The sequence below is a fragment of the Mesorhizobium escarrei genome (assembly GCF_935825525.1).
Lineage (GTDB): Bacteria > Pseudomonadota > Alphaproteobacteria > Rhizobiales > Rhizobiaceae > Mesorhizobium > Mesorhizobium escarrei.
The window spans coordinates 71,944-72,160 of record NZ_CAKXZT010000134.1; the positions used below are offsets into that span (position 1 = coordinate 71,944).

General features: G+C 69.6%; 1 protein-coding gene. It reads right to left on the bottom strand.

Translation table 11 applies throughout. The features are described from left to right. Nucleotides 1-30: 30 nt before the first annotated feature. A partial coding sequence (locus NMG80_RS19915) for a nuclear transport factor 2 family protein (protein ID WP_254019669.1) occupies nt 31-217 on the bottom strand: 187 nt, incomplete at its 5' end.

Genomic DNA, 217 nt, shown 5'->3' on the forward strand with positions numbered 1-217 from the left:
GGGCGGATACGGCCAGTCGTCGCGGCGGGCCTAGACGGCCGCCGCCGGCTGCCCGTTGGCAACGACAGCCACGGCCCGGAAGCGTTCATAACGCGGCCAGGCGCCAGTCATGAAGCGCTCCACTTCGTCGCGGCCGGTGAATGTGCGGCGCCACGGCGGCATGGTTAGGACGATATCCTTGTGCAACAGCCCCACTAGCGCACCAACGTCGCCCGCG